This window comes from Acinetobacter sp. Z1 (assembly GCF_024296945.1).
Classification (GTDB): domain Bacteria; phylum Pseudomonadota; class Gammaproteobacteria; order Pseudomonadales; family Moraxellaceae; genus Acinetobacter; species Acinetobacter beijerinckii.
The window spans coordinates 1,298,659-1,325,303 of the sequence record NZ_CP101115.1 but is presented as its reverse complement, the minus strand read 5'-3'; the positions used below and the strand labels follow the sequence as shown (position 1 = coordinate 1,325,303).

The following is a 26,645-nucleotide window of genomic DNA, read 5'->3' as shown; positions in this document are numbered from 1 at the left end:
AACGTAAAATGAAATAGGTATCAATCATATATGTATTAAAATAGAATCACTTAGAATTTAAATAAGTGATTCTGTTTTAATCTGATATAAATTGAAAATCTATGCAACATTATTTTTTGAAGCTTTATCTAATATTCGCTGGATAACTGTTCGAGTAACAGAAAAATGCTTAGCTAAGAAATAAACACTACTTCCCTTCTTATACATTTCAACGACTTGATTTTTTTGATCGCTCGTTAAAATCTCAGGCCTACCAACCTTTTTGACAACCTTATAATCTTTATCATTATTACAACGAGAAAGCTTTTCAAATTCAAAGCACATTTTTAAAAAGTGAATAAAAAAAATTTTCAAATCACCATTTATTTCATTTTTTGAATAGTCTAAACAAATGAGCCGTATTTTCTTTTGATGAATCTTGTCAGTAATTGCTAAGATTTCCTCAAAATTACTGCCTAAACAATCTATACTTTTTATAACTAAAACATCCTCTTCCTCCAATGAATAGCTGATTAAATTAAGAAATTTATCTCTGTAGATAATTGATTTATTAACGGAAACTTCTTCTAAAACTAATCTATTTCTTTGAATCTTATAGCCATACTCATTAAAAAATGAGAGAAACTTCCCTGATTCTACTTGTAGATTAGGGTCTAATCTAACGTAGGCATATGTTCGCATATTAAAGCACCCAGAAGATACAAAACCATAACAAAAAAGTGATGCTAACACACATTTATCAAAAAAAACATGAACTAACTCACACTATTTTATTAAGCAATGTTTAAAACATATATATTTAAATCTTGATGCTTCTATGATTCGTAATCAATTCCATTAAATTAACTATAAAATATTGAATTAATAGTTAAAAAAACTAATCTTAATTTCTTTAAAAAAAAATTATTGTTAAAAATATCACAACATCAAATAAATCAATTATTAAACTTAAAATTAGAGAATGAGTAGTATTAAATAACTGTTGATCTAAATATAAATTTAAAAACAATCTCAATTAAAAACATATATAAGAAAAATGTCGTATTAATTAAAGCCAATTAGCAAGATCTTGAAAATAAAATTAAATATATGATTTAAAAAATTATTCAATTACAATGAATTTTATTTCTTCATCTCGTGTTTTCATCCCATGTTGGAGCATCGTACTTTGAATTGTATCCAACATATACGGCCTATTAGCTATGCTTAGCTGATCAATTTCACCCCAGCGATATGGATCTCGATCATTAAGTAGTGAAAGTTCATAAGACTTTACTTTAAAATTTTGAAGTAAAGATTTCATAAAGTGATGACCTTTGAACCTTCCATTCTTAAATACTTTAGAACCATCAACATAAGTTTTACTCAATAATTCTGATGGTAAATTTAATTGTCCATTCGTAGTATCAGATAAATAAGCTAATCTGTGCCACAATTGATTATAATCAACATTATAAACACTATTATTTAATTGAGTTTCATTTGTAGGAAGTTGAGTTAAACCCTCATTGGTTGATTCAATGCGCAATATTCTTTCAGACCAGTTTGCCAGCCCTTCTAAGTACCATCCTCCTTTGAATTGACTATATCCATATTCATAAAGATGAAAAATCTCATGTGTTACCGTAGTCCAATTATCTGGAAAGGCTTCAAGGTTTTTCCGTATTTGTATAATCAATGTACATTTATTTTCCTTATTGGCTTTATTTATATAATTCGTAACACCCTCATACGCCAAACCGTTACCTGACGATAGATTTACATGTATATCAATATATTCCGCTACATTTTTATATCTATCACTTTCTAGAGGACTAATAAAACCTAGATAAGTAAAAGCTTTTAATGTTGTATCTGCCTGAATAGCTATATTTTCTATATAGTCTGGAATACTATTGTTATTTAGATCAACTCTATTCTCTAGGTAGTCAGAGCTTGCAGGGTTGCTAGAATAATAAACTCTAAATTTACCCATTTTATATACTGAATCCAAACTAGGCAAAGTTGCAGAACTGTTACTACATACATCAGTAGCATGTGCACTAACTGTAAATAAAAACAGAAATAGTAATCTAATAAATATTAGCAGCATAAGACTCTCCCTGTAAAAAAATAAAATATATTTAATTACTTAGATCCATCTACGCTATAAAAATAAAACACTTAAAATAAAATTAAAAACAATAAATTACAAACACATACTTTTAAATTATAAAAATTATCAACTATTAAACTTAACAATACTGATACGCCCCACTTCAATACCATGATCTAAATATGGATAGTTTTAAACATAATTTTAAAATACATTAAAAATAATAATTTTAAGCATATTGAAAAACACTACTTTTAAATCAATAATCCATTGATTTAAATATTTATGGCCTAGTGGAATCATTATGTTAGAAAAAAATGAATTTATTGAAAAAATAAAAAGTGAATTAGATTCAATGATAAATAATGAACTATGTAAACTTAGTAATTTTAACAAAGGTGAAGCTATCATTTTTATTAGTCACTCTGATGGTGAAGTTAGAGCTAAAGTCTGGAACACTAGCCCTCAAAATTATGAACAGGCAATAAAAAAAACTTGTGGTTATCTCAGTAAAATACATGATCAAAAAAATATTTTCCCTAGATTTATTAAAGTTGATATAGTTTACAATATCGAAAAAATTATTTTTTCAGATTTATTATTAGAAATCAAATCTGAAAAACTAAACAACTATTATAAAAATGGAATTAGTTTTGATGAAAATTTCTCTATAGCCATTTTGGAGCAGGAAATTTATGGAAATTCAATAATCAATGGGAAGATATGGGATCAACCAAGTACATTTCTCGAGGAGAATTTAAACAAATATTTAAAATTAAAATACAACATTTCCAAACGAAAAAAATTAAAAAATGATGACAAAATAATACTATTTAAAACAAAAAGTTTATTTTATGAAGATACAAGAACAATCCACCTGAATAATGAATACATAAATAATGGCATAAGATTAGTAGAAAATAAGGATCTAAAAGCACACTCTCTTGAATTAATCGAAAAGAACTCAAAATATTTATACTCACAGATTGATAGTTCAACTGGAAAATTCATCTATGGCTATATTCCAGCAATGAATGAAAAATTAACTAACTATAATAGTATTCGACACTGTACATCACTTTATTCTTTATTAGAAGTTTTTGAAATTTCAGATAAATTTATCGCTTTAGATAAGTTAGAGAAAGGCATCAATTATACAATTGAAAATCTAATAAAATTCAATAACAAAAAAACATCTGCATTCGTTATTGAGAATAACAATCATGAGATGGAAATAAAACTTGGTGCAAACGCAGCAGCCATACTTATGTTTACAAAATATATGGAAATTACAAAGAGTGACAAATATCTTCTAATCACAGAAAAACTTGCAAATGGGATATTAGATATGATTAAAAAGGATGGCAGCACCATTCATATTATCAACTATCCATCACTAGAAATAAAAGAAGAATTCAGAGTAATTTATTATGACGGTGAAGCTGCTCTTTCACTACTTCGGTTATATCAAATCAACAATGACCCGAAATTACTTAGAACAGTTGAATTAATGTATGAAAATTTTATTGAAAAAGACTATTGGAAACACAATGATCATTGGTTAAGTTATTGCACAAATGAACTTAGTCTAATCTCACCTAAGTCTAAATACATTGAGTTTGGTATTAAAAACTATATTCCATATTTAAAAAGATATAAATTCAGGCGTACTGCTAGAGGTACTTTCTTAGAAATGCTTATGGCTTCTTATAAAATGGTAACCCGACTAAATTATGAAGATAACATTGAACTTTTAAAAAACTCTAAATTTGATGAACTTTGTGATGTAATAAATACACGAGTTGAATATCAACGAGTAGTTGGTTTCTTTTATCCAGAACTTGCCATATATTTTAAAAAACCAAATATTATTATGAATAGTTTTTTTGTTCGTCAAGAAAATTTCAGAACCCGTATTGATGATAACGAACATAATCTTTCAGGTTATATAGCATATTATCTACACTTTAAAAGTATCCAAAAAACAGTTGCTTAAGTTAATCAAGCTATATAAAAACCAATATTGATTTAAATTAAAATTAATGAGATTTAAATATGAAAGCTAAATATTTCTTCTTATTTCCAAAAATTGATGAGAAAAAAAATGGTTTGGTTTTTGCTCTTTTAAAACGCGCTAAAATTCTAAATGAACAACTTGCTATAGATCCGATCATTGTTACCACCGACTATGATCGTTATTTAGCAAAAAATTATTGGAGTTTAATTTCCAGTCAATTAGCACCTACTTCTATAGGCTATCTAAATTTATATGGTGACTTACAAGGTACACATTTACGTCTTTCATCATCTCAACACCACCCAATTCAAGAAAATTTTTTCAATCCTGGTGTTCTAAAAAAACCAATTTCTTCAACTTTTAACCAACGAATTCACGATAAAAACAATAAAAATTATTTGTATGAAATACGACATCAAGAATACCAAACATTACGCTATGTGAACACTTTTCAAAAAGGTATTAAGAATGGTCGTATAATCTATGATAGTTATGGATTTTTAAGTTGTATACAAATTATCAACCCTTCAACTCAAACAGTCTTAACTGAAACGTATTACCATACAAATGGCTACCCTGTAATGATAAAGAATTATCAACTAAATGAAGAAAAAAAGAATATTCTTATAAATATATTTCTATTAAATAAAAATGGTGTGATTACTGAAGTTTTCGATGATGAACAGCAATTGATTCAATATTGGTTTTTAACACTCTCTGAAAAATATAGTAGCAATTTAATCTATATGCTTATTGATCGTGCGATACATTTTTATGAACCTCTGAGAAAAATAAAAATTAAAAATATGCGTTTTATCGGAACAATACATGCTACACATTTAAATGGAAATGATATTTATAAATCTAGTATTAACCGTCATTATCAAAGTTATTTCAAACATTCTGAATCACTTGATGCATTAGTTGTACTGACTGAACGTCAGAAAGAACATATTCAAAAGCGTTTTGGTTTAGATGATAAACTTTTTGTTATTCCTCACATATACGAAAAAACTGTACTTCCAGTTAATTTTGAAAGTCGTGATCCTCTTTCTTGTTTAACAATTGCCCGTTATGACAAAGCAAAAAATTTAGATAGTTTAATACGCGTATTCAGCCTTGTTGTTAAAGAAATTCCTGATGCATATTTAAACATCTACGGATTCGGCGGTGAACAGAAATTTCTGCAAGATGAGATTGATTCCAATAATATGGGAAATCATATTAAATTAATGGGTTATAACGAAAATACTGACGATCTATATAATCAAGCGAGTTTATTTTTATTTTCCAGTCGATCTGAAGGTTTTGGTATGGCTGTGTTAGAGGCTCTTTGTCATGGTTGTCCAGTGGTTAGTTACAATATTGATTATGGTCCTTCTGATATGATCAACGATGACCATAACGGTTATTTAATTACTTTCGAAGATGAAGAGTTATTTGCTAATAAAATTATTTCTTTATTGAAAGATAACCAAAAACGAAAAAAATTTAGTGAAGCTGCTTATGCTTGTACAGAGCTTACAGACCAAGTCAAATTTGCTCAAAAATGGCAAGAATTATTTTTAAAAATTCAATAATGAATCGAACTCTTATTTCTGGACGATTATTGGTCTTCATTCCAATTTTATTTTGTGCTGATCTCAATGCAAGCTCGATTTGCGCATCAAGTAAACCCACTTTTATCACTCAACTTGATAAAGTTTATTTTGCTGATTCAGATCTTCGTATTTTCTATACCGATAATGGTTTGAATGCGATATCGTCTATCAGAGATGAAAATAGAAATAATGTACCTGATTATATCGAAAATATTGCAATTCAAGCCAATAGTGTACGTAGAGCATGGAATCATTTAGGTTATCAAGACCCTTTAAATAGCCTTAGATATAAAGATATTGAATACATTGATATCCATGTACGAAAATTAAATGGCTTAGGTTTAGCTTATGACAAACCTCATAGACATACCAATCACCCAATTAAAAAAAATGCATGTGCTCTTATTCTTGAAGTGAATAGCAATATAGCTAATTTTACAACGGAGTCTTCACTAGTCTCTCATGAGCTGTTTCATCTCTATACATATGGTTACACTATGTTTAAGCAACCGTGGCTTACAGAAAGTATCGCTGCTTGGTCTGAGGGGCTAATTACTAAAGGAAATTTAGGTGCATATGGTCAAAGAAAATTACCTAACACTGTGCATGAATTGAATAAATATGTACTAGCAAGAACTTATAAATCATCCCAATTATGGAATCGTCTTACACTTATTCTTGATCAATCGAAAGGTCAGTTAAATTTACCATCAAATATATCGCATGCTCGTTATGTCGATGGTCAACCTGTTTTTCGAGATCAATCACTTAAAGGTTCCCTTTTCATAAGAACTTTCCTAGAAAATCTAAGTAAACAAGATAAATACCTTTCTCTTCATAATAATTGGCGACCCTATGAATGGAAAGAGTCTCTGCAACGCTCACCTGTGTTGAATGTAGAATTATTTTCTGTGCTCTTGAAAACCATTGATCTATCCAGCAATCAAAATAAAGAACTTAGAAAGTTTGAATTTGTACTAAATTCTTATATTAATAATGAAAAAATTAAATAATTCACTTCTAATATAAACATCTTCACATCTTCACATCTTCACATCTTCACATCTTCACATCTTCACATCTTCACTTTTAGAAAAAAGTAGAATTTATAGAAATAAAAAGAGAAGGCACGCATGCCTTCCCTTTTAATTAAAATTTACGTCAACGATTCTTAATTAGAATAATAGTTGATTATTTTGCAATAATTCATCTAATGTCGTTTCAGTATTTTTCAATACGATAAGATCAGTTGAGTTATAAACATTTCCAGTACCATCACGGTCAACACTAATTATAGTATTGCCAGCTCCATCAGCAGTTACAGTAACGTAATTTGCAATATTGCTAGCATCAGCACCACTTAGAAGTGTACTGATATCAACTTTATCACCTTGCGCTAAATTGAAGTCAGTCCATTCATCTGTACCATTTCCTCCAGTTGCATCAGCACTATTCAGTAAGTTAAACACTACTGTATCTGCTCCTGCACCTGACGTTATGATGTCATGATTCGCAGTACTTATAATCTCGCTACCGATGTTTACGCTTAATGTTGCAATGGTACTTTCGTCACCTGTTGCAGCAACCAATTTGTAATTCAGTGTAGCGATGTCACCAGAAGCCGCTGAACCATTTGCTGTGAAAGTATACGCTCCGTTTGCCGAAACAACGAAGGTGCCATCTTCAACTGTGATTGTTTGACCATTCGCTTGTACATATGTACCTGGTGAAGTTTCGACAAATACTTTGGTACTTGCTCCACCTGTTACATCTACACCATTACCCGAATCATCTGTTAACAAGTTACCAGTAGATGTTACCGTCGCACCATTTCCAACGAATTGATCGTAGTGAGTGAAGGTTGTATTTACTGTTGTATTTACTGTTGTTGTGTTGGTTCCAGCAATTAATAAAGAATAAGATTCTGTACTACCAAATACAACACGCCATTGGCTAGCTGTATCTGAAGCCGAAACTTGATATGAACCACTAATTAACACCGTATCACCAGCATCACCCAACAATGGTGAAGAATGAACAACAGATGCAGATGCTCCAGGTTGCGTTGTCCATACACCATTCACAAGTTTTTGCACTTGATAACTGAATGTATCTCCATGCGCTGCTCTATTTAAAATACCACCTTGAGTTGTTACTGAGAAATTAATTGTAGCTGCAGTATTAGCTGCCACATTAATTGCATCACTCGTATCACTACCAGCAACAAAAGTAGTATCACCAAAGAGACGTTTTGTGCTGCTTGCAGACATCGTACCCGTATCAACTGTTGAATTAGTCGATGGAACCAAAGTAATCGCAGCTGTTGCCGTATTGTCGGTTGCTGTCAATGCTACAACACCATCTTGTGTTGGATCTTCTGGCCATGTGATGTCAAGATCGTTTGTATCGATGCGAATATTTAAAGTCGCTGTGTCTTGATGTCCATCACCATCTTGAATGGTGTAAGTGAAGCTATCAACTTTACCTAGACTATTTGGAACAGTGAAATCACGAATGTATTCATAATTACCATTCTTATCAATGAACAACTCACCATATTCACCTTGAATACGCTTAAATGAATTATTGTCTTGTGGTAGAGCAGTTGTTACACCATTTTCATTAGCAACACTAATAACTGTTGCTGTTTGGCCAGCATGAATCACATCAGCTACATCTGTTGGATTCTCAGGATTATTTGCTGTAATTACATTGCCTTTCGCAACGACATCACCATAATCACTTAATACTTCACTGTGCACATTAATTGAAGTGACTCCAATTGCCGTTAAGCTGACACCATACCCAGGTGTTAATACAAGTGCATACTTACCTTCTGGTAAGTTATTAATAGTTGTATTACCAGCCAACACGCCCACACCAACAGCAACCAACAAGCCAGCAGCAACCTTTTTATCATATAACTCATAACCGCCAGTATTCTCATTAAAACGAAGAATATTAAGGTCATAACTACCTGCACCAGCAGCAACCACTGGCCCGCCAAATGTCACACCAAATGACTGTAGTCCGCCTTCTGGAACAGTCAACTCAATAGGCGATTGATTTTTAAGATCGACAATTGAACCGACGATTGACAATGATGGGAAGATAACCAATGTACCACCTGAGATATCTGGATTAGTGACTACAGGTGTAATTTCGCTCATAACAGTAGCTACATCGTTAATTGCATCTAAATACAATGGCGCTGTTGCTTCAGTTGGTTGTGATTCATTTTCATCCACATCTGTTGCAGTCACATCTACAACTTCATTGTTTGCTAAATCACCTGGATTTACTGGAACAGTGTAATTACCATTTTCATGAGTAACTGCTGTGCCCAATACGTTACCTTCTTGGTCTTTAACAGTGATTGTAGAACCTGGTTCTGCTGTACCTGTAATTGCATCGCCAGCATTATTAAATTCGGCTGTCGGCACATTTGGTGCAGTTGTGTCATCTGCTGTTGCTTGTGTTGGATCAGATTCATTATAAGCTGCATCTGTCGCAGTCACATCAACCACTTCTCCATTGGTTAACGGAGTTGTGAGATCTACTGTGTAGTTGCCATTTTCATCTGTAACCGCTGTACCCAATACGTTGCCGATTTGGTCTTTAACAGTAATTGTTGAACCTGGTTCTGCTGTACCTGTAACTTGCGTTCCGTCATTAACAATATCAGCTGTAGGTGCATCTGGTGCTGTTGTGTCATCAGAATCGCTGTCGCTATCAGAGTCTGAGTCGCTGTCGGAATCAGAGTCGCTGTCGCTATCAGAATCAGAGTCGCTGTCAGAGTCAGAATCGCTGTCAGAGTCACTATCAGAATCACTGTCGGAATCAGAGTCGCTGTCACTATCAGAATCGCTGTCAGAGTCTGAGTCGCTGTCGCTATCAGAGTCGCTGTCAGAGTCTGAGTCGCTGTCAGAATCAGAGTCGCTGTCAGAGTCAGAATCAGAATCAGAGTCGCTGTCGCTATCAGAATCAGAGTCGCTGTCAGAGTCAGAATCGCTGTCGGAATCAGAGTCGCTGTCGCTATCAGAATCAGAGTCGCTGTCAGAGTCAGAATCGCTGTCAGAATCAGAGTCGCTGTCAGAATCTGAGTCGCTGTCAGAGTCAGAATCGCTGTCAGAGTCAGAATCGCTGTCGGAATCAGAGTCGCTGTCGCTATCAGAGTCGCTGTCGGAATCAGAGTCGCTGTCAGAATCAGAGTCGCTGTCAGAATCTGAGTCGCTGTCGCTATCAGAGTCGCTGTCAGAGTCTGAGTCGCTGTCGGAATCAGAGTCGCTGTCAGAATCAGAGTCGCTGTCAGAGTCAGAATCGCTGTCAGAATCAGAATCGCTGTCAGAGTCTGAGTCGCTGTCAGAGTCTGAGTCGCTGTCAGAGTCTGAGTCGCTGTCGGAATCAGAGTCGCTGTCAGAGTCTGAGTCGCTGTCGCTATCAGAATCGCTGTCAGAGTCTGAGTCGCTGTCAGAGTCTGAGTCGCTGTCAGAGTCTGAGTCGCTGTCGCTATCAGAATCGCTGTCAGAGTCTGAGTCGCTGTCAGAATCAGAGTCACTGTCAGAATCAGAGTCGCTGTCGGAATCAGAGTCGCTGTCAGAGTCTGAGTCGCTGTCGGAATCAGAGTCGCTGTCAGAGTCAGAATCGCTGTCAGAATCAGAATCGCTGTCAGAGTCTGAGTCGCTGTCGCTATCAGAGTCAGAGTCGCTGTCGGAATCAGAATCGCTGTCAGAGTCTGAGTCGCTGTCAGAATCAGAGTCGCTGTCGGAATCAGAATCGCTGTCAGAGTCTGAGTCGCTGTCAGAGTCAGAATCGCTGTCGGAATCAGAATCGCTGTCGGAATCAGAGTCGCTGTCAGAATCAGAGTCGCTGTCAGAGTCTGAGTCTGAGTCTGAGTCTGAGTCTGAGTCTGAGTCTGAGTCTGAGTCACCATCATCTGGTGCATTTACTGTAACTTCTGGAGATTTATTACCTGCTTGATCTTCTAGACCAACTGTAATCTCTTCTCCATTGGTAAGTGGCTCATCTAATTCAACTTCAAATGTGCCATCCGGTTTAACCGTGCCTTCACCAATAACATTACCATCTTCATCTTTGATGATAACTTTAGTGCCCGGTTCGCCTTTACCTGTAACGGTTGTACCATCTTCACTTACTGCAACGTCAGTTGGCGCTGCTGGTGCTGTGGTATCTGGTGCATTTACTGTAACTTCTGGAGATTTATTACCTGCTTGATCTTCTAGACCAACTGTAATTTCTTCTCCATTGGTAAGTGGCTCATCTAATTCAACTTCAAATGTGCCATCTGGTTTAACCGTGCCTTCACCAATAACATTACCATCTTCATCTTTGATGATAACTTTAGTGCCCGGCTCGCCTTTACCTGTAACGGTTGTACCATCTTCACTTACTGCAACATCAGTTGGTGCTGCTGGTGGAGTTGTATCTTTTGGCTGAGTAGACGAAGATTTATCATCGTCATTATGAGCCCACCACAAAATTCCTGCCGCTGTTAACGGAACTGATAACCAAGCCCAAGGCGATGCTACACCATCGTGATAAAGTAGTGGTTCAATCTTATCAATATAGCTAAATGTAATATTTTCTAATAATGCTCCATTGCTATCAGTAAACTGAACCCAAAGTAATTTATGTTCGCTATCCTCAAAAACTAAACTATTGTCAGTTGAATAATCACCACCTTTAAAGAAATTAACAATTACAATTTGTTCGCCATTTTTTAAAGTAATAATTGCGTTTCTGCCGTCCTGCTTTATTTCAGAAACATCATCTTTGTTTACTTTTATTAAAACGACTGATGCTTCGGAAATAGAAACAGTATCTTTTGTTGTGGTCTCTAAGGTTTCATGACTTTCCTTAGAAACAACCCTTATTTCTGACATATTTTCTGCCCCTTATTAGGATCATTTAATTAAACAAATCCAATTTAAAGCTCTTCTATTTTATTGATTAAAATAAAAATCGCCCAAATTAGTGCTTAAATTAGACAAAAAAAAGGTCAACCTCAACGCAATAAGAGGTTGTAAACATGAATTGCATCACACTATCTCAGACGATAAATTAGTATAATAATTAATCAATTAGGGTTATTTTAACATTTACCTATATTTTTCATACGGTTAATTATTATTAAATTATTTTCCATGTTAATGCTTTCTTGTGTTTTAAAACATAATTAATAAAAACCACAAATTTAAAACAAATGATAAGCATGGATTAATAAATTAAATTAAAATTCTAAATTAATTTCGCAAAACAATCAAAAAACCTAAAAAACTACAACTTTATTAAAGAAAGTTTCAATAAGTTAATAAGTAAAATAATTATCAAAAAACAAAACTTTAAGAAAAAAAAACAATTAAAGCAAATAAAAAACATACACTTATAGCAAAACATTATTTGTAAATTCTTTTACACAACAATATAAATTAATTAAAAAATGTTTTTAATCATAATTTCTATAACATTTACAATCATAAATTTTAAAATAGACTGATTATTTCAGTATTAAAATTATGAAAAAATGGAAATGTAATTATTGTTTTGGCTATATACCTATAGACTTCTCTAGACTACCCAACAATGAACTTGTTGATTTCAAAATTTCTTCAAAAATAAAAGTTTACTCAAGAAAAGGAAGAATTCTTTCGAGATTAAATAATAAATATTTTATTGTGTCTGGAATAGATTTTTTCCTTATTGAGCACAATCTAGTCTATCCTCGAAATGCCCCAGCAAAATTGATATATAACATGTTTTGGCTTTGTAACTGTAATGATAAATAATCAGTATAGCTTATATATTAAATCAAAAAAAACCCCACTTTTCTGGGGAGGAAAGTGGGGGTGCGATATAGCATTATAAACATGCTATCGTAAAGTCTGAGAACTTCATTTGAATAAATGAGTACCTATTAAATCATAAAATTTTTAAAACTTCTCTTTCTTCTACACTCAAAAAAATATTATCAAAAAAAATTGCTTTCCCATTTTGGATAAAATCTTTTTCCATTGTATCAAGATGAAAATGACTTTCTGCATATACTTCCTGAAACAAATTTAATAAATCATATTTAGCATCACTGACACAACTTTTCTTAAAATCACTTAACTCTCGATCAACATCTTCACGCATGAGTTTCATAAAGTGTTTACGAGATGCAGTATTATTTATATTAAAAAAAAATCGTGTACTTTCATCAAAACCTTTATGAAATACCATCTCATAAACTTTCATTTTTTATAAACACCTGAATGAAATTAAATTTAAAGTCTAAGAAATATAAATTATTTAAACAAAATTTATCATTAAGATACTCATTATGCAAAATATATCACACAATTAAATACATATGTATTGCAAAAAAACTTGCAAGCAATCTATAGAACAATCGAATAAATTAAACAAATTCAGCAACTTATATTTTAAAAAGTCAACCTAAATTTAATTATAATTATCCTACCCCTATGAACTAAATTATAAAAAAACACAGTACATTATCTGTCTACCCTATAATATAAAAAAAATTATTGGTATTTTTTAATTTTATATCTTAAAAAATAAGATTAAGTATAAAAATATATTGTGAATTTTCCATTCAATCTACGTAGGTTTTAATCTTAATTCGTCAATTTTAATGAAAATAATTCGAATTAGATCATTGTAGAAACTTGTCAATAACCTAATTGGCTAAAGAAATCAGATATCAGTTTTTTATTGTTGGTTATTTTCTCAATCGAACTCGTATTGCTTTTTGATAATTACGACTGATTTGTTAAGATGTAGCTATAAACTCTTTGAGCATCATCTTTCTATCAAATTCATATTTGATTTATGAATTAAACGCCAAAGTCAATTTTTAAGAAACTAGATTAGATTTTTTCGAGTAATTAGTTAGAATAAATCATTCAGACTAACTAATTAGCATTTAAATATAAGGACTTAATACGCATGAACAGTGACTCAGTTATGGCTGATCTTTCATCCCATACGCCGATGATGCAGCAATATCTAAAGGTCAAAATGGAATATTCGCATGCATTACTGTTCTACCGTATGGGTGACTTTTACGAACTTTTTTTTGAAGATGCTCATCAAGCCGCTAAGCTTTTAGGTATTACTCTGACTCATCGCGGCAAAGCCAATGGTGAGCCAATACCTATGGCAGGTGTGCCTTATCATTCAGCAGAAGGCTATCTTGCTCGTTTGGTTAAAGCGGGTCGCACAGTCGCAATTTGTGAACAAGTTGGTGAGGTTACAGGTAAAGGTCCTGTTGAGCGCAAAGTTGTCCGTGTTTTAACGCCTGGTACTTTAACTGATGATGCGCTGTTAGGCAGTTACCAATCGTCTAACCTTGTTGCGGTATGTATTCAACAAAATCAAATTGGTTTTGCTCTACTCGATTTAAGCGCTGGTATTTTTAAAGTCCAGCAGCAGCCATATAAACCAGAACAGCTTTCAATCGAACTATCTCGCTTAATGCCAAGTGAAATTTTGATTGATGAGGACTTGATTGATAAAAACATTATTGAGCAGATCAAAAAACATCTAGATTGCTCAATCACTAAACGCCCAAATGTCGATTTCAATTTAAATAATGCACAGAAAACCCTATGTGATCAATTTTCAGTTTCAACATTATCAGGATTTGGCTTAGATTCTTTGCCTCTTGCAAAAGCAGCAGCAGCAGCTTTAATCCATTATGCAAAAGAAACACAAAAAACAGCGTTACCACATATCCGTTCTATCCAAATAGAACAAAGCACTGACTTTATCGCACTTGATCCAATCACACGTCGTAATTTAGAAATTGTTGAACCTTTATTCGATCATGGAACTTCACTATTTCAATTGATCAACGATTGCCAAACTGCAATGGGTGGACGCTTACTCAGTCGAATTCTAATGCAACCTATACGTGACACTGCCATTTTGGATGCTCGCCTTGATGCCACAGAACAATTATTAAAAGGTTATCACGAGTCCCCTCTTCGTTTAGTGCTCAAAGAAATTGGCGATATTGAACGTGTCCTGAGCCGAGTTGCTCTAGGTAGTGCTCGTCCGAGAGATTTGGTTCAACTCCGTCAAGCTTGCGCACAAATTCCATTTCTACGTCATTCACTCGCGCCTGTTTTAAAAAACAAATCATCAAAACTACTGTCTCAGTTAGATCTTGAACTAGGAGATTTTAAAAGCCTTCACCAACATCTAATGGCTGCGATTGTTGAAAACCCTCCTGTGCTACTACGTGACGGCAATGTGATCGCTGAAGGTTATGATGATGAATTAGATGAACTACGTAAAATTCGCGATCATGCAGGTCAATTCCTGATTGATTTAGAAATAAAGGAACGTCAACGCACAGGCATTAATACACTCAAAATTGGCTATAATCGTGTCAGTGGTTACTATATTGAACTAACACGTGCTCAGGCAGAACAAGCGCCAGCAGATTATATTCGTCGTCAAACACTCAAAAATGCAGAGCGTTATATCACTCCTGAACTTAAAGGCTTTGAAGATAAAGTCTTATCAAGTGAATCGCGCGCACTAGCACGCGAAAAACTTTTATTTGAATCACTACTCGATGAACTACGTCAAAATATTGCACATTTACAGATGATGAGCGCTGCAATTGCGAATATCGATGTTCTTGCAAATTTTGCTCATCAAGCGCGTTTAAATAACTGGGCTAGACCAGAATATACGCATGAAACAAGTATTAAGATTCAAGCAGGCCGTCATCCGGTCGTAGAAGCTATCAATAAAGCGCCTTTCACACCGAATGATACGCTGCTTGATGCTCAACATCGCATGGCGATTATTACAGGTCCAAATATGGGCGGTAAATCGACCTTTATGCGTCAAATTGCACTGATTAGCTTACTTGCTTATTGCGGCAGTTTTGTGCCAGCAAAATCAGCAAAGTTAGGCTCAATCGATCGTATCTTTACTCGTATTGGTTCTGCTGATGATTTATCAACAGGTAAATCTACTTTTATGGTTGAAATGACTGAAACAGCACAAATCCTACATCATGCGACCAGTCAATCTTTAGTGTTAATGGATGAAGTCGGTCGCGGTACAAGTACCTATGATGGTCTTTCATTGGCTTGGGCATGTGTCGTTGATTTGACGAAACGAGTCAAATGTTTATGTCTTTTCGCTACCCATTATTTTGAATTAACTGAATTGGGAACTGAAGCAGGTATTGATAATTATCACGTTACTGCTCAAGAACTGAATGGCAATTTGATATTGTTGCATAAAGTTCAACATGGACCTGCCAGTCAAAGTCATGGTTTACAAGTTGCAAAATTAGCGGGTATTCCCGCAAACGTGATTAAAGAAGCACAAAAGCGTTTGAAAATTTTAGAAAAACAGCAACATCAGCATTTACAAAGTAGCGTACAAAATGATTTATTCAGTGCGGTAGAACATGAAATTGAAACTCAAGTGATTGAGAAAATCATTGAAGTGGAAACTCAATCGCCAGCGTTAGCGTTATTGCAACAAATCGAAGTAGATGATCTAACACCGCGTCAAGCACTTGAACAACTCTATTTACTCAAAACTGCTTTGAAGTCGTAATTCGGCATACGATTTTGAAGCTAACACACATGAGCAGATGATATTAAACTGGATTCTGCTCAAAACACTTAATTCAATCAAATGAATTGGAGAAACTATATTAAGGTAAATTTTAAACCACTGACTGATTTAGAAATCGATTTAATTTGGCAACAAATTAGCCGCCGCGAATTGATTACACAAATGTATCTGCAACATCAGCAGAATTTAACGCTAGTTGATTGTTATTTTGATGTTGAACATTGGGATGAATATCATTTATTGAATGATCCACCACTCTTAAAACATCTGTATCAGCAAGGTGGATTGTGCATTGGAGCATATCACTCAGATAAATTATTGGGTGTGCAAATGGTATCCAATCAAATTATCCAAGATTTTCCTGATGCAAAGCTTTTACAATATTTTTATGTCGATGCTAATCATCAAGGTTTGGGTATAGGCAAGCAACTAATGCAATCTGCTGTTTCAGCAGCGAAACAGCTCAAAGCAAAACAGCTCTATATTTCAGCAACACCAAGTAAACGCACTGTTGACTTCTATCTGAAACAAGGTGCAAATCCTTTAGAAAACCCAGACCAACAGCTTTTTCGCCTCGAACCTGAAGATATTCATTTACTGTATACCATTTAATCTTCAGCACCTTAATATTGAGATGATTAAGTTTTTAAACAGATTTAATCATCTCAATCTCACAGTCGATTTACACCATTTCTATCCTAAAATTTGATGATTTAAACAGTTAACTGCTTTATTTTTTTAGAAAAAATTAAGCCATAACCAAAATTTTCATTTATTATCAATATATTATCTTATTTTTCACATGTATAAATAAACAATATCAATAAAAGCAATTGTTTGTTTCCCCCTTTTTTGCCTACAATAGCCTATTCCAAACAAAAAACCGTATTTTTAGGTAGCTGTCGCCATGACCTTTGTTGTCACTGAAAATTGTATTAAATGTAAATATCAAGATTGTGTTGAAGTTTGCCCAGTAGACTGTTTCTATGAAGGTCCAAACTTCCTTGTTATCAATCCAGATGAATGTATTGATTGCGCATTATGTGAACCTGAATGTCCAGCAAATGCAATTTTCTCGGAAGATGAGCTTCCTGAAGGTCAAGAAGTCTTTATTGAACTTAATGCTGAATTGTCAGAAACATGGGCAGGCAACAACATTACTCAAATTGGTGAGCAACCTGCTGATCGTGAAGACTGGAATGGTAAACCAAATAAATTGCAATATTTAGAAAAATAATTAAAAAAAGACCAGTCCTGACTGGTCTTTTTTTATACCTCAAACACACATTTCTTTGCAATTGCACCATTATTTGTGCGTTATTTTGCATTAAAATAATACATCTATAAGCTCTAAATTACGAACTGCCTTTTTATGATGCGAAATCGATTACAGGGTCTTTTCACGTTTTGTCTCATCCCTGCGATGATGGTTGGCTGTGTCAGCTCAACGAAAGTAAATCAAAATCAAGGTAAAAGAATTCATATTCCTCAGGAACAAGTCACTTTTACTCGACCTATTCCAAGTAAAGTTGAACCCACATCATACCGCCAATGGTTAAACCAAGGCGAAAACTATGCTCGTGTTCGAGAATATGAACAATTTCTAAATCGTAATAATGTTGCACATATTATTCCTAGTTTTGAGTTATTACGCACTGCAAGAGATTGGCAAAAATGCGGTCGCTCAGAATATATGGTTCCTAACCGTGAATTATGGAATAACTCTCTTTCTACTTTACGTGTTTTTAAATATTTGATTGCAGCAAAAATCTTGACCGATTTTGAAGTCACCTCAGTCTATCGTGATTTACCACTCAACCAATGTGCAGGTGGTGCAGGTTCTTCAAAACATCTATTTAACTCTGCTATCGATTTTCGTATTGGTCCGGAATATCCACAACCTCAAGACTATGCTTACATCGAACAGACTAAATTTAAATTATGTCAATTTTGGGCACAGCATGGTCAAAGTCTAAACTTAGGTATTGGTTTATATAGCTCTGGACAAATTCATATTGATACACAAGGCTATCGTACTTGGGGACCAGATTTAACTCGCAATAGTTCTATGTGTAATTTTTAATAAAATTCGTTCGTAAAATAGAAAAGAGATCATTAAGATCTCTTTTTCATTTCATAGATGATGATTAATTTTGCAATCAAATTGCACTCTCTTCATAAATGTTTAAAATGCAGCTAACAGATTCATAGGTAAATTTGATTATGCAACAGATGTGGACCGACATTGATGACTATATCAATTCACATTTAATTCCCACAGATCCAAGACTTCAACATGCTTTAGATAATACTGACACGCAAGGGTTTTCTAATCATTTGGCTGTTGCACCTAATCAGGGTATGTTCCTACAAATGTTGATTCAAATGAATCAATGTAAACGTGTACTTGAGTTAGGAACTTTTGGTGCTTATAGCACCATTTGGCTTGCTAAAGCACTTCCAAAAGATGGCTATCTGCTAACAGTTGAAGGACGAGATACGCATGTCATTATTGCTCAAGAAAATATTGATTATGCCAATATGCCAACGAACATCGAACTAAAAAAAGGGCGTGGTGCAGACATCATGAATCAGTTAATCGCTGATGGAAGTGATGCTTTTGACTTCATATTTATTGATGCTGATAAGCAAAGTTATCGTGAATATTTTGAATTAAGCCTAAAGCTTGCACACTCTGGCACTATTATCGTACTAGATAATGTTATTCGTGCTGGTGCGATCTTAGATGAAACCAATAAAAAGCCAAGTATTGAAGGCATTCGTGAAGCTTTTACAGCTTTAAAAGACCATCCTCAATTATTATCGTGTACTGCTTTACAAACGGTAGGCTCAAAAGGTCATGATGGCTTTGCAATAGCCATAGTAAAATAGAGATTAAAAAACAACCTATTAAATTTAATCTTTCAATTTCAATAGATTATATTTATCTCAAATGCTTTTCCATATAGTTATCCACAGGAATTGCGGATAACTATATAGAATAAAATGAACTACTTAGCCACCAAAAGTGGAACATTGGCATTTCTGAAAATTGTTGTGGTGATACTTCCTAAGAAGAATTGGTGAATTTTACTATGACTAAAAGCACCTAAAACAATTAACTGTATGTCATGTTCCTTTTGATATTCCAAGATATTTTGTGCAACATCGCCATAACGATAAATGGAAATAACTTCTAAACCAGCGTCGGTTAAATATTTTTCTGGCTCCGCAAGCATTTCAGGATGATCACCTACATAAAGCAAATGACACTGGAGTTTTTTCAATAAATCACTTTGGGCAATTCGTTGTAGCATTTTCTGACAAGTTGGAGAGTATTCATAAGCAAAAATAAAACGCTTCGGTGGTTGGAAATGTTCTCCTACCGTGATTACTGTGCAATTGGCACCACGAATAAAGTTTTCAACATTACTACCAATAGGTTTGTTTTTTTCTGCTGCCCTTTCACCTACACGACCAATGATAACGACATCATTTTCATTCAGGATATTGAAGCTTTGTTCAAGAAAATCACCTTTTTCCTGAATTTTGGTACTGGTGAGTCCGTATTGCTTTTCAATTAAATCTGAAATGTGCTTAAGTAGATTATTACTATAATCGAGTGCTAACTCACTTTGTTTTTGTTCCAACTCAGCAAGTTCTTTTAAGAGCATCGCATTGCTCTCAAAGCCAATTACCCCACTAATTTCACCTAAGTGATAGCTCGCTGGATAATAGTCCAAGATTTGCAATAGTACTAACTCTCTCTGCGTTTGTTTTGCAACCCAAACTGCTGCTTCAGCAACAGCATCAATACAGGGTGAAGAATCAATACATGCAATGACACGGTTCATATTCGCCTCTCTTTAGGTAAATACCTTAGGTCTTCTACTTATTTTTAACTTAACACAGATAAAAGCATGGTGGGTTAAATTTATGTATAGAATCTCACGAGATTTTTTTATGCTTTTTATTCAGTTCGATAGCGTATCAATTTTGCTGGATTTCCTGCAACAACAGCATAGTCTTCGACATCTTTTGTGACCATGCTATTCATACCGACCACGGCATGATTACCTATTTTCACGCCATCTTTAATTCCAACATGTGCTCCAAGCCAAACATCTTGACCAATTTCAATCCCTTTAGAAGTGACAGGCTGTTGGTAAATGGGACGGTCTAAATCCATACCATGATCAAAAGCATATAAATGGCTATAAGCCGCTACTCTCACTTGATCATGTAATTTTATTCCTGACTTCCCCCCATCTAAAATACAATGATGATTAATTGCAACTTCGTTACCGATCTCTAATGGTCCATGTAAAGTACAATCTGCTGCAATAAAAGTATTGTCTCCAATAATAATATTACGTCCACGCTCTGCAAAAATATGCGCTAACGGCGAAATAAAACAATTTTTACCGATCTGAATCGTTTCCATATCCATGAGATAAGCTTGATATTCAGCTTGCCATGCTTCAGCCCATTCGCGATGTTTAGCTTTAAGTGACCAGTACAACCAAGGCATATAATTAAGGCGATGCTTATGTTGTTCCCTATATTTCAATAAAGAATCATTGGTCATTTCTGATGCTCCTCTACGAGGTTAAGTTGCTTACGCCCCGAGAGGCATTGCCTCGCAAGAGAGGACAGATAAATTTCAGTCATCACATACATGTAATTTCTCACGTCCTCTACTCACATCTTGAAGTTTTAATTTTAAAGGCTCAATTTGATGAATCTGTAGTCGTGCTAAAACAGCAACACCTATTTCAGTATAACTTTCTTGATATTCAATATGTTGATGTAATAATTCATATTGAAGAATTGCCCACTCGTTAAATAAACAAGAAAATTGAACCTCTTTTTTTTCAATCAACTCTATTTTTTCAGCCAATAACAAACATTGACCCGCACAACCACCATAAGCACGGACTAAACCACCAGTTCCTAACTTTACACCGCCATACCAACGGTTGACTAAAACGATCACATTGCTTAGTTCATTGCCTTCTATGGTAGCAAGAATTGGTCTTCCAGCTGTTCCTGAAGGCTCTCCATCATCATTGAAGCGAACATGGTGACCAATTTTCCATGCCCAACATTGATGTGTTGTAGATAAATCTTTGGTTTCTGCTAAAAAATCTTTTACTTGTTGCTCATTTTCGACAACTGCTGCAATCGCTTGGAAACGACTTTTTTTAATGTCTTCTTCAAAAGTAACCGAACTAGCAATGGTGAATGGCATAAAACATAAATATAAAATTTAAAACAAGATTATAGCTTTTTACATGCTAAATAAAAAACCTCGCATCACGCGAGGTTTTAAACCATCAAAATTTAACGTTCCCGCAAAGCTTCTTTTGCTTTATTAAATGGTTTAAGCAAGTAATCCATAATCGTTTTTTGACCTGTTTTAATGTCTACAGTGGCAACCATACCTGGTGTAATACCAAACTCTTTACCCGCTTTATTGTGTAATTTATCAGAATCAGTACGAATATAAACACGATAATAGAATTGATCTTGTTTCACCTCATCACGAATGGTATCAGGCGAAATGACAGTGACCTTACCCTTTAAACCACCATAAATAGAATAATCATAAGCGGTAATTTTTACTAATGCTTCTTGTTCTGGGCGGATAAATGCAATGTCTCTTGGTGAAATACGTGCTTCGATGAGTAATTTATCTTCCAAAGGTACAATTGTCATTAACTTACCATTCTGCGGAATCACACCACCTAAGGTTGTGACATCAATTTCCTTCACAATCCCTCTAACAGGCGCTTTAAACACTAATCGTTGTAAACTGTCACTACGCCCCATTACCACTTGTTGCTGGGTTTGGATATCAGTATTTGCTTTAGATAATTCTTCACGAGCTTTTACATAATATTGATTTCGTACATCATTCATTTTATTTTGAAGATCATTTGCTTCTCGTTTTAATCTCAAGACTTCAACTTCACTCGCAGCACCCTTGGCAACCAAAGGCTCAGTCATCATTAATTCTTGTTGAACAAGTTTAAGTGCTTGTTGAAAACCAGCAATAGATTGTTCTAAATTGTCACGACGAGAATAATAGAGTGCTGTTTCTTCTTTAACTAACTTAGGTTCTTTCAAAACATCTTCAGGAAAGGCTAAAGCTGCACCATTAACTTCTGCTCTTAAACGAGCAGCAGTCGCTTGTGAAGAAACCAAAAGAGATTTGGATTCACCTACATTTGAAGCGAATCGTGTAGGATCTAACTGAGCAAGAATTTCGCCTTTTTGAACAATGTCACCCTCTTGCACATCTAATCTCGTTAAAATACCACCTTCGAGCGATTGAATAACTTGCTCTTTTGAAGAAGGAATCACTTTACCTGTACCAGTGGAGACTTCTTCTAAATTAAATAACCAAGCCCAAACCAGTAATACGACTAAACCAATTCCCACGATCCAGATCACTAAGGTCGAACGTGGTAAATTTGGTTCTTTATAAGAAACATTCATTGAGCGGTTATTTGTTTGTGGTTCTTCACTCATGAATCATCTCCTTGTTTAATTTGTTTTTGTTGTACTGTTGATTGATTTAGAACTTGTTCTCTTGGTCCATCCATTACAACCTTGCCATCGTTCATCACGATAATGCGATCAACTAGCTCCAAAACGGCACGACGATGTGTAGCAACAACTAAGGTACGGTTAGATGACCATCCTTTTAAATGATCAATTAATTGCTTTTCTGCAACATCATCAATGGCAGCTGTAGGTTCATCTAATAACAAGATATTTGGCTGACGAATCAATAAACGTGCGAGTAACAATGCTTGTCTTTGTCCGCCTGAGAAACCAACTCCACCTTCTAAAACCAAGTGGTCTAAACCTTCTTTTTTCTCTTGCACAAAACCTAAAGCACCAGTGACTTTCAATACTTTTAAAATATCTTCATCACGTGCTAATGGCGCACCCAATGTTAAATTTTCACGTATCGTTCCGTAAAACAATTGTGCATTCTGATTCAGTAAGCCCATATCACGGCGAACATCTGCGGGATCAATTAAACTTATATCCAAACCGTCTAAATGCACTGTACCATTGCTAGGAAATTGCATCGCCGATAAAATTTGCAGCAGTGTTGATTTACCTGCTCCATTGCGTCCTAAAATCGCAATTTTTTCACCTGCTTTAATTTTTAAATGTCGAATCGCTAAACTAGGTCTTGGATCATCTTCCGTATATTGGAACATTACATTTTTAAGTTCGTAGTCACCATTTAAAACTTCTTTATGGACTAAATGTGCTTGATCAGGTTGATCTACAGCTTTTTGCATCAGCTCATCAAGGCTCTTCTTCGCAACTTTTGCTTGCTGTAACCGCCCTAAAATACCTGTGATTTGTGAAATTGGTGCGAGCATTCTTGAAGAAAGAATTGAACATGCAACCAACGCACCCGTTGTCATTTCACCTTCCATAACTGCGAAACAACCCACTAAAATGACGGCAGCATAGGTGAGACCTTGAATTTTCTGAGTCCATGCAGTTAATACACCAACAATTTTACGTTGTTGCATACTAATGTCTGCAGACACTTCATTCATGTGATTCCATTGATTTTGAAATCGAGACTCAGCACGTAATAATTTTATGTCTTCAATCCCTTGCACCGCTTCAACCAAAATGGCATTACGGATAGAAGATTCACGCATACCCTCTTGAGCCAACTCTGCGAGTTTTTTCTGAACTAATATGCCTGGTAAAATCATTAAAGGTACGACAACAAGCATGACCCAAAATAAATTGCCACCAATAATTGCAAAAATAATCAAGAATAAGAAAAAGAAGGGTAAATCCGCAATCGCACCCATCGTTGTTGAAGTAACTAAATCTCGCACACCTTCAAGCTCACGGATTTGTGAGATGAATGTCCCCGTAGATTTTGAACGTTCACTATTCTTAATTCGTAAAGCATGCCCAAATACACGATCAGAAATACGCAAATCTGCACGCTTACCAATAATGTCCGATAAATAAACACGAGAAACACGAAGAATAAACTCAAATATGGCTGCGATTAATACACCACCTGCAAGCACCCATAAGGTCGGAATTGATTGCGATGGAACAACACGGTCATACACTTGCATGGAGAAAATAATTGTAGCTAAAGCCAAAATATTTGCCATCAGTGAAGCAAACATAATATCTATATAGCGCTTCCAGTCTTGCAATACGATCGACCAAAACCAGCTTTGTTCGTAAGGTTTGATATATTCATCGATACGCGCATCTGGAACTGATTTTTCTGGGCGTAACACATAAATACTTTTGACAATATGCTTTAAAGCACCAACCGCAAATTTCTGCGATAAACCTTGATCACCACTTAATTGAATGCTGACATTTCCTTCAGTATCAGCCTTGTCAATCACTCCGACTTGACCATCATTCAGCTCAACAATCACAGGTAATCGCCAAGGATTAACCACATCATTGCTAAATTTAACTTTGCGTAAGTTAAGCCCAACTTGTCGGGTCATTAATAATAATATTTCATCTAAATTTTGATTCTGATTCCAATCAAGCTGTAAACGAACCCTTTCTTCAGAAGGTTCGATTCGATAATGTTTTGCAACTGTAAGTACCGCTTGTAACCACGGTTGATAATTTATTTTTGTCATCATGGCTGAACTTCAAACCCCTGAATTGAAATATTATTTAAGTCGTAGGCTTGACGCGAACGTCCTGTCGTCGCAATGTATTGAGCTATACTGCTGTAAATATCGTATCGTGCTGTTTCTAATTCTGAATTTGCTCCATGAATCGCTTGCTCAGCATTTAATAGGTCTACGAGAGATCGAGTGCCTAATTTATATTGTTCTTGGTAAAGCTCTCTTGTTCTTACTGTCGTTGCTTGTCGACTCATAAGAACCTGCATTTGTCTTTGTTTATTTTCAATTTGCTCTCGGCTCATACGTATTTGATCTAGTACCTTCAAATAAACCGCATTCACTTGTGCTTTTGCTGCTTCTTCAGCAAAACTGGCTGCACGAATTTGTGAAGATGTTGCCCCACCTTGATAAAACTGACTGGTTGCTTCAAGCATAATTGCACTATCAAAACCGCCTTCTTTATCATTATTCGGGTTACGACCTTTTAATGCTTGGCTCAGTTCACCTTTGACTGATAAAGTCGGATAACGACTCAATTGTGTTTGATGTTTTTGTGAGCGCGCCACATCAATTCCTGCTTGTGCAGCAATCATTTGCGGAATGGTATTGAACTTGGGAGCAGCATAAAGCTCTGATTGTTGAACTAAATCTTCAGGTATAGCCCATTGCGTTTTCCCAGCATCAAAACCAAGTAAGGTATATAAATGTTGTTGGTATTGTCCAAGCAGTGACTGCTGAGCAATCAAAGCAGATTGAGCAGACTGTAAGTAAGATTGGGCTTGCACTGGATCGGCTTGACTACTAATCCCCGCATTTGCTCTGAGATTTGCCATCTCTTGAATACGTCGAATCCCAGCAATTTGCTGGTTTGCGATTTGTATAAGTTTTTGATAGCGCTGAATATTGATTATAGTTTGAGCTACATCAAGTGAGATATCATCAATTTTAACGAGTACATTCGCTTGTTCTACAACTAATCGCGCTTGCTCAGTATTTACACCAGATTTGACTTTGCCAAAATCATAAAGCATCTGAGATGCGTTTAAAGCTAAAACTTGACGACCACGCTCACCTTTTCTAGTTAAATCCCCAGTATTTACGCCACCTGTAATCTGTGGGTAATATCCTGCTTTCGCCACATCAATATTGGCATTTTGAGCTGCTAAAGTTGCTAAAGTTTGTGAAATCTCAGGATTACGCTGAACTGCAATTTGAACGGCATCTTTCAAAACCCGACGTTCACTTTGCCATAATGCGGCTGGCACCACATCCATTGGTCGCCCAGACCCCACAACAGGGAGTTCAGTCGTCGATGTACTAACTGAGAAATTACTTAGTTTCTGCATATTCGCAGTTTTAAAGTCATCATTACTCTTTGGAGAAAACAACTGGGATATATTGTTTTTTAAAGTATGATATTGCTCACTTGGTGTTGTTGCATGAGTAATTGAAACAGATAACGACGCTATATATATTAGCCACTTTAAATCTGTACATCTTTTACGTGCTCCATCATCTAACTTTCTATCTATCTTGATGCTCATATTCTTGTCATATTGTTATCATTTAAAAGCACATTCATTCTACTCATTTTTTTAGGAAAAGCACTATGCTCTAAACACTAATTAATACCTATTTAA

General features: G+C 34.9%; 18 protein-coding genes. 8 read left to right on the top strand and 10 right to left on the bottom strand.

The features are described from left to right. Window positions 1-99 precede the first annotated feature (99 nt). Both NGC85_RS06230 and NGC85_RS06225 read right to left on the bottom strand, forming a co-directional pair. Entirely contained in the window at window positions 100-681 is a 582-nt protein-coding gene (locus NGC85_RS06230) for a recombinase family protein (RefSeq protein WP_005058154.1), read from the bottom strand. 421 nt (window positions 682-1,102) lie between these two features. Continuing rightward, window positions 1,103-2,092: a hypothetical protein gene (locus tag NGC85_RS06225; protein ID WP_254805225.1), complete on the bottom strand. Its 990-nt coding sequence runs from the start codon at window positions 2,090-2,092 to the stop codon at window positions 1,103-1,105. 307 nt (window positions 2,093-2,399) lie between these two features. Between NGC85_RS06225 and NGC85_RS06220 the strand changes: the two genes are divergently transcribed. Genes NGC85_RS06220 through NGC85_RS06210 form a run of 3 tightly spaced genes read left to right on the top strand, consistent with a single transcriptional unit; the run spans window position 2,400 to window position 6,726 of the window. Continuing rightward, complete coding sequence (locus NGC85_RS06220) at window positions 2,400-4,091, top strand: hypothetical protein (protein WP_254805224.1); 1,692 nt, start codon at window positions 2,400-2,402, stop codon at window positions 4,089-4,091. Between the two features lie 59 nt (window positions 4,092-4,150). After that, window positions 4,151-5,692, top strand: coding sequence for a glycosyltransferase (locus NGC85_RS06215; protein ID WP_254805223.1), 1,542 nt, complete (start codon window positions 4,151-4,153; stop codon window positions 5,690-5,692). After that, complete coding sequence (locus tag NGC85_RS06210) at window positions 5,662-6,726, top strand: peptidase MA family protein (protein WP_254805222.1); 1,065 nt, start codon at window positions 5,662-5,664, stop codon at window positions 6,724-6,726. Before NGC85_RS06215 ends, NGC85_RS06210 begins: the two co-directional genes overlap by 31 nt. A gap of 162 nt (window positions 6,727-6,888) precedes the next feature. On the opposite strand, the gene NGC85_RS17465 is transcribed toward NGC85_RS06210, so the two are convergent. Together NGC85_RS17465 and NGC85_RS06190 are read right to left on the bottom strand one after the other, a co-directional pair. Continuing rightward, entirely contained in the window at window positions 6,889-11,616 is a 4,728-nt protein-coding gene (locus tag NGC85_RS17465; RefSeq protein WP_368407611.1) for an ABSDF2314 family large adhesin, read from the bottom strand. A gap of 1,036 nt (window positions 11,617-12,652) precedes the next feature. Further along, window positions 12,653-12,970 (bottom strand): hypothetical protein, encoded by a 318-nt coding sequence (locus NGC85_RS06190; protein ID WP_254805221.1) that lies wholly within the window; start codon window positions 12,968-12,970, stop codon window positions 12,653-12,655. Window positions 12,971-13,684: 714 nt separating this feature from the next. Between NGC85_RS06190 and mutS the strand changes: the two genes are divergently transcribed. The 5 genes from mutS (at window position 13,685) to NGC85_RS06165 (ending at window position 19,237) form a co-directional block, all read left to right on the top strand. Further along, the gene (gene mutS / locus NGC85_RS06185) at window positions 13,685-16,324 is read left to right on the top strand and encodes a DNA mismatch repair protein MutS (protein WP_254805220.1); all 2,640 of its coding nucleotides are present in this window, start codon (window positions 13,685-13,687) and stop codon (window positions 16,322-16,324) included. 81 nt (window positions 16,325-16,405) lie between these two features. Further along, on the top strand, window positions 16,406-16,957 hold the full coding sequence (locus tag NGC85_RS06180) for a GNAT family N-acetyltransferase (RefSeq protein WP_254805219.1): 552 nt from the start codon (window positions 16,406-16,408) through the stop codon (window positions 16,955-16,957). Between the two features lie 295 nt (window positions 16,958-17,252). Next, complete coding sequence (fdxA, locus tag NGC85_RS06175; protein WP_005053109.1) at window positions 17,253-17,582, top strand: ferredoxin FdxA; 330 nt, start codon at window positions 17,253-17,255, stop codon at window positions 17,580-17,582. Between the two features lie 135 nt (window positions 17,583-17,717). Beyond that, the gene (locus NGC85_RS06170) at window positions 17,718-18,428 is read left to right on the top strand and encodes a D-Ala-D-Ala carboxypeptidase family metallohydrolase (RefSeq protein ID WP_254805218.1); all 711 of its coding nucleotides are present in this window, start codon (window positions 17,718-17,720) and stop codon (window positions 18,426-18,428) included. Window positions 18,429-18,568: 140 nt separating this feature from the next. After that, a complete protein-coding gene (locus NGC85_RS06165; protein ID WP_005058131.1) occupies window positions 18,569-19,237 on the top strand; it encodes an O-methyltransferase in 669 nt (222 codons plus the stop codon). A gap of 119 nt (window positions 19,238-19,356) precedes the next feature. On the opposite strand, the gene NGC85_RS06160 is transcribed toward NGC85_RS06165, so the two are convergent. The 6 genes from NGC85_RS06160 to NGC85_RS06135 form a co-directional block, all read right to left on the bottom strand. Next, complete coding sequence (locus NGC85_RS06160; RefSeq protein ID WP_005053106.1) at window positions 19,357-20,199, bottom strand: universal stress protein; 843 nt, start codon at window positions 20,197-20,199, stop codon at window positions 19,357-19,359. 116 nt (window positions 20,200-20,315) lie between these two features. Then, complete coding sequence (locus NGC85_RS06155; RefSeq protein WP_254805217.1) at window positions 20,316-20,933, bottom strand: DapH/DapD/GlmU-related protein; 618 nt, start codon at window positions 20,931-20,933, stop codon at window positions 20,316-20,318. Window positions 20,934-21,008: 75 nt separating this feature from the next. Next, the gene (locus NGC85_RS06150) at window positions 21,009-21,596 is read right to left on the bottom strand and encodes a YigZ family protein (RefSeq protein WP_169111847.1); all 588 of its coding nucleotides are present in this window, start codon (window positions 21,594-21,596) and stop codon (window positions 21,009-21,011) included. Between the two features lie 92 nt (window positions 21,597-21,688). After that, a complete protein-coding gene (locus tag NGC85_RS06145) occupies window positions 21,689-22,879 on the bottom strand; it encodes an HlyD family type I secretion periplasmic adaptor subunit (RefSeq protein WP_005058126.1) in 1,191 nt (396 codons plus the stop codon). Further along, window positions 22,876-25,017: a type I secretion system permease/ATPase gene (locus NGC85_RS06140; protein ID WP_254805216.1), complete on the bottom strand. Its 2,142-nt coding sequence runs from the start codon at window positions 25,015-25,017 to the stop codon at window positions 22,876-22,878. Before NGC85_RS06140 ends, NGC85_RS06145 begins: the two co-directional genes overlap by 4 nt. Next, window positions 25,014-26,549, bottom strand: a complete 1,536-nt coding sequence (locus tag NGC85_RS06135) for a TolC family protein (RefSeq protein ID WP_254805215.1) — start codon at window positions 26,547-26,549, stop codon at window positions 25,014-25,016. Before NGC85_RS06135 ends, NGC85_RS06140 begins: the two co-directional genes overlap by 4 nt. Between the last annotated feature and the right edge of the window lie 96 nt (window positions 26,550-26,645).